This window comes from Chryseobacterium sp. (genome assembly GCF_022712095.1).
Taxonomy (GTDB): domain Bacteria; phylum Bacteroidota; class Bacteroidia; order Flavobacteriales; family Weeksellaceae; genus Chryseobacterium.
The window spans coordinates 1-9,362 of sequence record NZ_JALAHD010000263.1; the positions used below are offsets into that span (position 1 = coordinate 1).

Sequence of the window (9,362 nt, forward strand, 5' to 3'; positions counted from 1 at the left end):
ATACAAAAAAGCGGCAAAATTTTGCCGCTTTTTTGTATTTAGTCTTAATATATTTTTTACTGTTGCTGAGTTCCCAGTTTATTCCAGATTTCAATTCTGTAATCCTGAATATCAGAATTATCCTGTAAGCTCTTCAGCCAAGCCTGACCAAACATCCCGGCATTTCTCTGAGTAATAGACTCAGTAAGCTGCTTAATGTCTCCCGGCTGTTTATTTGTAGTTTCAGATTTTTTCACTAAAACATATACTCCTGTTCCTCCTTCAATAGGGTTGGAAAGTTTAGATGTTGCTACTCCAAATGCAGCTCCTGCTACCTTTGGCTCCATAGCTCCTCCTACAGAAGGATTTAATAGATTTACCTGCGCAGATTGCTTTGTAGTTGCAAATAATGTGGCTATCTGATCTAAACCTGTTGCTTTAGCGGCAGTAATTTTATCAGAAATTTGTTTTGCAGCCAATTTATTTTTAACGATGATCTCAATCTGGTCTCTTACAGATTCAGGATCAGCTAGTCCTTTTTCTTGTTTTCCATTCAGATAAACTACGATCTTATCTCCTGTGCCATCTACTGTAAAGAACTCTGTATCCCCTTTAGATCTTTTCTTATCAAAAGCCCATGCAAGGATCTCGGCGTCCTTGTCTGTTCCTAAACCTTGAATCTGACCATCAAATCTTCCGGCAGTTTTAGGATTAGAGAATTGATATTTATCTTTCTTAGCAATATTTACAAAATCATTGAATGACTTCCCTTGTACCTGTTGGATAAATCTTCTTGCTTTTTTATCTACTTCAGCTTCTGTCGCATCGGAAGGCTTGATAGCTTTTACGATATTAGCTACTTTATATCCCATAGCACCCGGTTTCTTATCTTCAATATTGATGATATGGTAGCCAAACTGAGTTTCTACCACTCCTGTCGCTCCTTTAGGATTATTAGCTAAATAATGTAAGAACTCAGGCACAAAAGGTGTTTCCGGTGTAGTCCATCCTAAGCTTCCACCCTGTGCTGCTGAACTTGGATCGTTTGAGAATTTTAAAAATTCTGTAAATTTAGCCGGATTCGCTTTTACAATAGCTCCAATGGAATCTGCCAATTTTTTAGCATCTTCTTTGGATCTTGTAACACCTTGCCCAGCAGGACTTCCTTTATATGCGATCAGAATATGTCTTGATAATGTAGAATCTGAAGTTTTCTTGCCTAAAAGCTTAGATATAACATAAAAGTTCTGCTCTTTGTAAGGACCGAAAATCTGCCCTATCGCAGCAGTAGATATTTGTCCCTGTATCGTTTGTGGCAATTGATTAGGTTTTAAATACTTATCCGTGAAAGGCATATCGGAATTAGCCATTACGAACATGGAATCGTTCGTAGTGTTCTGAAAGTTTTCCGTCCCCCCACTGGCATCTGTTCCCCCTGAAAAAATCTTAGTGATTTCTTTCTGAACCGCAGCTTCATCTGCTGCACTTGGCTGAGAAGGGAAATAAACCACACCCAGATTTCTGCTGGCTTCAGATTTAAACATTACCGGATGTTGCTTGATGTAATCTGCCAAATCCTGAGTGGAAACATTTATTTTAGTTTTCTGAAGATAAGCTGCATAGTCAATTTTAACATAATCAATGTCTGCAAGCTGATCCCTTTGTCTCATTAATTCTTCAGCTTCTTTTTTACCTGTAGTGATTCCTGTGGAAACATTGGCAAAAACCTGCCTAGCCATTAATCTATATTCAATAGATTTTCTTGTTTTCAACCACTGGTTATATCCTTCCGGGCTTGTATTTTTCATCTCATCAATCTGCTTTTTCAGTTCCTGAGTCTTGAAGTTTCCTTTTTCATCAAAAAACTGCTGGTTTTGAGCAAACATCTGATCATACTGAATCTGATTCCAGAAATAATCATCTGTCATTTCAAAGCCCATTTTTTCAAATTGCTGCTTGATGAGTTTAGATTGTACAAGTAATTGCCAAGCCTGTTCTTCAAGACCATTCTTTGGCTGCCCTTGCTGATCTGCTTGTTGTTGTAATATGAAAAGCTGGTCGTTATACTCCTCACGGGTAATTTTTTCACCATTTACTTTTCCTAAAACATCAGGATTTTTACCAAAAACCTTATCAATACTATCCGGGTTTACCAAAAACGCTAATAACGCTATTGCTATAACTCCCATCAAAAGCCAAGGTTTGCTCCTAATCTGTCCTAAAATTGCCATTTTATAAATTATAGTTTTTTATCAGTCTGCGAAAATACACATTTTTAAGAAATTACAGAAATCTAATTCTCTTTTTTAATTTTAAATATTAAATTTCAAGAAAAAGGCAATTTTGGCCGTATTTTTTACAGAAAAACAAATGGCACAGGTATTGTGATGTTTACAACAAAGATAAATATGGAATGTATTTTTCCAGTATATCATTAAATATCACTTTAACGATTTAAATGTAAATGACAAATTGTCATTTAACGGACTATGACAAAATTTGAAGATATCAGTTTAGAAGAAATCATCTCCGACGGATTTGATATTGTAGCGGAAGAAATTACCCTTTCGGAAACTGAAAATAATACCGATCAGAAAATATTCCCTATCCTTCCGGTAAGAAATATGGTCATGTTTCCCAATGTGGTAATGCCTATTACCGCAGGAAGAAAAAATTCGATACAGTTATTGGAAGAGGCTCAAAAAAACGGAGATTTTATTGGTGTACTAAGTCAGAAAAATTCTGACATAGAGCAGCCTGTAGAAAAGGATCTATACCATACGGGGACTCTGGCAAAAATTATCAAAATAATAAAATTGCCCGAAGGTAATATCACTGCTATCACTAAAGGATTTCACAGGTTTAAGGTCAAAAAATTTATGGAAACCTCTCCTTATTTCAAAGCTGAAATTACAAAGCTGAAGGATGTAAAACCCAAGAATCAAGAAGAATACGAAGCATTATTAGAGAATATTAAAGATTTGGCTCTAAAAATCATTGAGCTGGACCCTAACATCCCTAATGCTGCTAACTTTGCGATAAAAAACATTAATAATAACGATGAACTGCTTAATTTCATCTGTACTAACGGTAATTTTCTTTCCTCAGATAAACAAAAGCTTCTGGAGGAAAAAAATTTAATGGAAAGAGCCAATAAGTGCTATGAACTGATGCATGAAAACTTCAGAAAGCTGGAGCTCAGAAATCAGATCCATCAGAAAACGTCAAAAGATCTTGATAAGCAGCAAAAAGAATATTTTTTAAATCAGCAGATAAGAACTATTCAGGAAGAGTTGGGAGGCGGACCAGAAAGCGATGTGGAAGAGTTACTTCAAAAGGCGAGAACAAAAAAATGGGCAATAGAAGTTGAGGAACAATTTCAAAAAGAAATCAACAGACTACAAAGACAAAACCCTAATTCTCCGGATTACAATGTTCAGAGAAATTATTTGGATTTTTTCACCGACTTGCCTTGGGAAAATTACAGCAAAGATATTTTTGATATTGAAAAAGCTCAAAAGGTATTAGACAAAGCACATTTCGGATTAGAGGACATTAAAAAGAGAATACTGGAACACATGGCTGTTTTAAAATTAAAAAACAACATGAAATCCCCAATATTATTATTAGTAGGCCCTCCTGGAGTAGGAAAAACTTCTTTAGGAAAATCTGTAGCTGATGCTTTGGGAAGAAAATATGTAAGATTGTCTTTAGGTGGTCTTCATGATGAGAGTGAAATCAGAGGGCACAGAAAAACCTATATAGGAGCTATGGCGGGAAGAATTCTTCAGTCCATCAAAAAGGCTGGAACTTCAAATCCTGTGATTGTTTTGGATGAAATTGATAAAGTGGCACAAGGAATTCATGGTGATCCAAGCTCAGCATTATTAGAAGTACTTGACCCTGAACAAAATAAATCATTTTATGACAATTTCCTTGAAATGGGATATGATCTGTCCAAAGTGATGTTCATTGCCACTGCCAATTCTCTTTCCACTATTCAGACACCCCTTCTGGACAGAATGGAAATCATACAGATCGCCGGATATACACTGGAAGAAAAAATTGAAATTGCAAAACGACACCTCATCAAAAAACAACAGGAAGAGAACGGTCTAAATACAAAATCATTCAAACTTGGAAATGCAGAACTTAAACATATCATTGAGGCCCACACTTCAGAAAGTGGGGTAAGATCCCTGGAAAAAAGAATTGCAGCCATTGCACGTTGGACAGCTTTGCAGACTGCTTTAGAAAAAGATTATGATCCTAAGATCTCTTTAGACAAAGTGGATGAAATATTGGGAGTTCCACGTCCTAAAAGCTTATCCGAAGTTTCGGATGTCCCGGGAGTAGTAACAGGTCTGGCCTGGACAAGTGTCGGAGGAGATATCTTATTTATAGAAAGCATCTTAAGCAACGGAAAAGGAGCGCTCACCATGACCGGTAATTTAGGCAATGTAATGAAAGAATCCGCTACCATTGCTTTAGAATATATTAAAGCCAAACATGAGGAACTGGGCATTGATCAGGAGGATCTGGAGAAAAAAAACATTCACGTACACGTTCCCGAAGGAGCGACTCCTAAAGATGGACCTTCTGCCGGAATCGCAATGCTTACTTCTATGGTATCATCTTTCAAAAATAAAAAAGTACGGCCTCATCTGGCAATGACAGGGGAAATTACTTTAAGAGGAAAGGTACTTCCTGTAGGCGGTATTAAAGAAAAACTTCTTGCAGCAACTAGGGCAGGAATCAAAGAGGTAATCCTTTGTGAAGCCAACAGAAAGGATGTGGAAGAAATTAAAAAAGATTATCTGAAAAATCTAAAAGTAAATTATGTCAACAAAATGGAAGATGTAATTGATATTGCAATAGAGAAATAATTATAGAACTTCTCAATAAGGAAAAACATGTCAGCTCTCTGGTATGTTTTTTTTTTAGTGTTGCTATATATAAAATATAAACAATTAGATTTTTTAATATTTATTTTGGTAAAAACAAAAGATAACCAGTAATTTTATGCAATAGATTTTACATTATGAACTTTCTTAAACTTCCTTTTCTGCTAAAGCTGGCTCTCGCTATTATTTCTATTCTCGGAATCGGATATATTCTGATATGGGGACAAAGCATTTTAGCACCATTCTTTTTGGCTTTTTTAATAGCAATGCTGTTTTTACCTGTAGCTACTTTTTTAGAAAAAAAACTGAAATTCCCAAGATCTTTGTCCACAATAACCTCATTAATGATTATGCTCATTATACTTACCGGTTTAATCTATTTCTTTGGGACTCAGCTTTCAAATTTCAGTAAAGACATTCCCCATCTTACCCAACAATTTAATACGGTTTTTCATAATCTTCAGAAATGGGTTTCAGATACTTTTAATGTAAGAATAAATGAGCAGCTGGATTATCTCGACCAGGGACTGAATAAACTTCTTTCCTCTTCGGGCGTCATCCTTGGATTTACATTTGGGGTGTTTACATCTGGATTGGGTTTTTTATTCTTTTTCATCTTGTTTTTTATTTTCATTTTGAATTACCGAAGAATATTAAACAATTTCATTATTAATGTTTTCAATGAAAAACACAAAGAAAGTGTAAGAGAGGTTGTAACGGAAGTGCGGATTATGACCAAAAGATATATTATCGGACTATGTCTTCAGGTAATTATCGTTTCCACTTTAACAACAATTGTTTTATCTGTTTTGGGCGTTAAATATGCAATTCTACTCGGAGTTCTTACAGGTCTGTTAAATGTTATCCCTTACATTGGTATTTGTATTTCACTAGTTATTTCCTGTTTCATTGCCTTCGCTACCGGAACTCTTTCCACCTGTGTATATGTGGCTATAGGCTATATCGGAGTGCATGTCATTGACGGAAATATTGTGCTGCCATTCGTAGTAGGTTCTAAAGTAAAGATCAATGCCCTGTTTTCATTTATCGGGATTCTTATTGGAGAACAACTTTGGGGTATTTCGGGAATGTTCCTTTGTATTCCGGCCATTGCCATTATCAAGATTATTTTTGAAAGAGTAGATGGACTTAAACCTTGGGGAAAGTTACTGGGAGAAGACGAGAAACCTCACCGGAAAAAGAAAAGTTATAAGATTTCAAAAAATATCACTTTAAAAGAAATGGATTAACCCATTAGATAAAATTCAAAACAATCTAAATTTAAAAGAATAAAAGGCAACAAAATATAATTTTGCATAAATATTGATATGTTTATTTTAGATTTAACTTAAAAAAACTTCAATCATGAAAATTGTAAAATTTATTCTCTGTTTTCTTTTTGCTCTCACCTTCATTAATGCAGGTTTAAACAAATTTGTCCATTATGCGCCATCCCCCAAATTAACCGAAGAGCAGACAAAAATATTTGCCGCGTTTGGAGAAATCGGGTGGCTATTGCCTTTAGTAGGAGTTGTAGAAATTATTGGAGGAGTATTATTTATTTTTCCAAAGACCAGAGCCTTGGGGGCTATTATTATCCTGCCTGTTATGACAGGAATATTATTACATAATACCTATAGGGATCCTTCAACATCCGGAATCATTATGTCAATCATTCTATTTTTGATTAACATTTTCGCACTCTGGGACAACCGTGAAAAATACAAAGCATTAATAGAATAAAATAACCCAGTCTTGAAACTGGGTTATTTTATTCTATTAAGCTACTAAGCTCTGAGGTTTCTCAATTCTTCGGAATTACATGCTCATTCTCTTTGATGTAGTCTTATCATTTCCTGTTCGGACTCTTTTATCTTTTATATTCAGCACAAAAAGGAAGAAACCATTTTTAATTGATTCTATGGAAGTAGCTTAAAAAAGTATTCAGCATTATATAAAAGCACTGAATCCTGTAATCGACCTTCCCACAATCAAAGAATTAATCTCTTTCGTTCCTTCATATGAATAAATAGCTTCAGCATCTGCTACAAACCTTGCCACATCATATTCCAATAAAATACCATTTCCTCCCATCACTTCCCTTGCTCTGGAAACAATATCCCTTGTCCTCAACGTACAGAAAACTTTTGCTAAAGAAGCATGTTCATCTTTAAGAATACCTTCATCCTGCATTTCTGATAATCTGAATACCATGGTCTGCATCGCCGTAAGATTAGAAAGCATTTCTACCAAATGTCCCTGAATCATCTGAAAAGAAGCAATTGGTTTTCCGAACTGCTCTCTTTTTCTCGTATAATCAAGTGCGCTCTCATAGGCACCTCTTGCACAGCCTGTTGCCATCCAGGCCACACCCGCTCTTGTCATTCTCAATACTTTACCTGTATCTTTAAATGAATTGGCATTCTGTAACCGGTTTTCTTCAGTAACTATACAGTCTTTCAGTGTAATTAAACCATTCTGTACAATCCTCAAGGCCATCTTTCCTTTAATCTTTTCCACTGAAAAGCCGGGATTATCTTTTTCTACAATAAAACCTTTAACCTCTCCGCTGTCAAGGTCTTTCGCCCAGATAATAATTATATCCGCAAAGGTTGCATTACCTATCCACTTTTTCTGACCGTTAAGCACCCAGCCTTCTTCCGTTTTTTTACAGGTTACGGTCAATCCACCAGCAGCACCAGACCCTACCTCAGGTTCCGTTAGCCCGAAAGCTCCTATTTTTTCAAACTTCTGCATCTGCGGAAGCCACTTTTGTTTTTGTTCTTCTGAACCACAAATATAAATAGATCCCATTGCCAGCCCGGACTGGACTCCAAAGAAAGTAGCGATGGAGGCATCAATACGGGCCATTTCCATTGCAATAACACCCTCCATTAAAAAGGGCATTCCAGGACAACCGTACCCTTCATAAGTTACTCCACAAATATTAAGTTTCTGAAACTTGGGAATCAGTTCAAATGGAAACTCATCCCTCAACCAATAGTGGTTCACTAATGGCTTCACTTCTTTTTCCATAAATGCTCTTACTTCAAGCTGAATTTTTCTTTGCTCAGGCGTCAGCGTATGATAAATATCGTAGAAATCTCCATCAACAGGAGGAAGCTCTTTTTTCTTTTTATTCGGATCAAGCATTTTCATCAGTCCTCCCAGCTGTTTATCATCAAGAGCTGAAAAATTTTGCATGAGCTTAGGTAAATCTACTTTTTGAGAGATGGTACTTAACTGATCAAAATCTATTGATCTGAATAATTCTATCGCATTTCTGATTTTGGAAAAAGTATTTGACATAAAATTGTGATTTTGATTTGTAAAACAAGTACAAAAATCACTCCGAAAATAATCTCACAACTACAATTATATTTTACAAAAAACTATATATCAACTACTTAACGAACACTTTCTCTTTACAAAATTTTTACCTGAGATTTTCAATCATTACAAAAGATTCAGCCTGAACTTTGGAGTAAACAAAACATTAAAATCAACAATATGAAAGCTATTTATATCAGAATGTCATTAGGAACACTCATTGTATTGGGAATATATTCATGTAAAAAACAGGAATCTGCTGATTTTACCGTTTATGATGGAACCACAGATTCTTCTTATGTTATTTCAGACAGTATCTCATCGGCTGCAAGTTTACAAGTTAAGGATAAGCAGTTTATAAAAACGGCAGATGTAAATATGGAAGTAAAAGATGTATATGAAGCAACAATTTCCATAGAAAAATCGGTTCATAACCTTGGAGGGTTTGTTACCCACAGTAACCTGAAAAGTGATGTAGTTTCCCAAAACACATATAATACTTCAGGCGAAAATGCCATGTTAATCAAAAAATATCAGACAGAAAACTCAATGCAGGTAAGAATTCCCACAGAAAGACTGGGAGAACTCCTAACTTTAATTAATAATCACAAACTTTTCCTCAATTCAAGAATTATCAATGCAGAAGATATAACAGCCAATATCAAATATGCAGAACTTGAAACGCAAAGAAATAAAAAGACCGATGAAAACATTTCCCAGATGAAGACAAGCAAGGAAAAAGTGAGTATGGATGACACTAATATGAAAGAGGGAAATCAGCAACAATTGAATAAAATGAATATTTCTGACCAGATCAAATACAGTACAGTGGATATTTATATCAGAGAACCTAAGCTTCGCATTGCCGAAATTGCTGTTACCAATACAAAAAATATCGACAATAAATATAAATTCAACTTTCTGTATGATGCTAAAAATGCTTTTATAGAAGGATTTTATCTCATTCAGAAAATTGCAATAGGATTAATTAACATCTGGCCTATATTATTAATAGCAGGAGCAGCCCTCTATTTCTGGAAAAAAAGAAAAATCAGTAAACCGGCAAAACAAAGCATTCCAGAACAATAACCAAGCTATCCTAATCCAATACGGATTATCAATCATAATTTTAGATTTTACTTATCTCCA

6 protein-coding genes are annotated in these 9,362 nt (G+C 35.3%); 4 read left to right on the forward strand and 2 right to left on the reverse strand.

Annotated elements, in window-relative coordinates:
• Window positions 1–56: 56 nt before the first annotated feature.
• Window positions 57–2,210: a SurA N-terminal domain-containing protein gene (locus tag Q0A18_RS13500; protein ID WP_292010677.1), complete on the reverse strand. Its 2,154-nt coding sequence runs from the start codon at window positions 2,208–2,210 to the stop codon at window positions 57–59.
• A gap of 258 nt (window positions 2,211–2,468) precedes the next feature.
• Between Q0A18_RS13500 and lon the strand changes: the two genes are divergently transcribed.
• The 3 genes from lon to Q0A18_RS13515 all read left to right on the forward strand — a co-directional run bounded on the left by lon (window position 2,469) and on the right by Q0A18_RS13515 (window position 6,626).
• On the forward strand, window positions 2,469–4,865 hold the full coding sequence (lon, locus tag Q0A18_RS13505) for an endopeptidase La (RefSeq protein ID WP_292010678.1): 2,397 nt from the start codon (window positions 2,469–2,471) through the stop codon (window positions 4,863–4,865).
• A 155-nt stretch (window positions 4,866–5,020) separates the two neighbouring features.
• Window positions 5,021–6,133 carry an AI-2E family transporter gene (locus Q0A18_RS13510; RefSeq protein ID WP_292010679.1) on the forward strand — a complete coding sequence of 371 codons (1,113 nt, stop codon included), beginning with the start codon at window positions 5,021–5,023 and terminating at the stop codon, window positions 6,131–6,133.
• 115 nt (window positions 6,134–6,248) lie between these two features.
• Window positions 6,249–6,626: a MauE/DoxX family redox-associated membrane protein gene (locus tag Q0A18_RS13515; protein WP_292010680.1), complete on the forward strand. Its 378-nt coding sequence runs from the start codon at window positions 6,249–6,251 to the stop codon at window positions 6,624–6,626.
• Between the two features lie 207 nt (window positions 6,627–6,833).
• Here the strand turns inward: Q0A18_RS13515 and Q0A18_RS13520 are convergent, their stop codons facing one another.
• A complete protein-coding gene (locus Q0A18_RS13520) occupies window positions 6,834–8,192 on the reverse strand; it encodes an acyl-CoA dehydrogenase family protein (RefSeq protein ID WP_292010681.1) in 1,359 nt (452 codons plus the stop codon).
• A 201-nt stretch (window positions 8,193–8,393) separates the two neighbouring features.
• On the opposite strand from Q0A18_RS13520, the gene Q0A18_RS13525 reads away from it, so the two are divergent.
• Window positions 8,394–9,302, forward strand: a complete 909-nt coding sequence (locus tag Q0A18_RS13525) for a DUF4349 domain-containing protein (RefSeq protein WP_292010682.1) — start codon at window positions 8,394–8,396, stop codon at window positions 9,300–9,302.
• Window positions 9,303–9,362 lie beyond the last annotated feature (60 nt).

Excerpts from the sequence above, each read along its gene's own strand:
- Q0A18_RS13500 (WP_292010677.1), bottom strand. The coding sequence starts at position 2,210 with ATGGCAATTTTAGGACAGATTAGGAGCAAACCTTGGCTTTTGATGGGA.
- Q0A18_RS13515 (WP_292010680.1), top strand. The coding sequence starts at position 6,249 with ATGAAAATTGTAAAATTTATTCTCTGTTTTCTTTTTGCTCTCACCTTC.
- lon (WP_292010678.1), top strand. The coding sequence starts at position 2,469 with ATGACAAAATTTGAAGATATCAGTTTAGAAGAAATCATCTCCGACGGA.
- Q0A18_RS13510 (WP_292010679.1), top strand. The coding sequence starts at position 5,021 with ATGAACTTTCTTAAACTTCCTTTTCTGCTAAAGCTGGCTCTCGCTATT.
- Q0A18_RS13525 (WP_292010682.1), top strand. The coding sequence starts at position 8,394 with ATGAAAGCTATTTATATCAGAATGTCATTAGGAACACTCATTGTATTG.
- Q0A18_RS13520 (WP_292010681.1), bottom strand. The coding sequence starts at position 8,192 with ATGTCAAATACTTTTTCCAAAATCAGAAATGCGATAGAATTATTCAGA.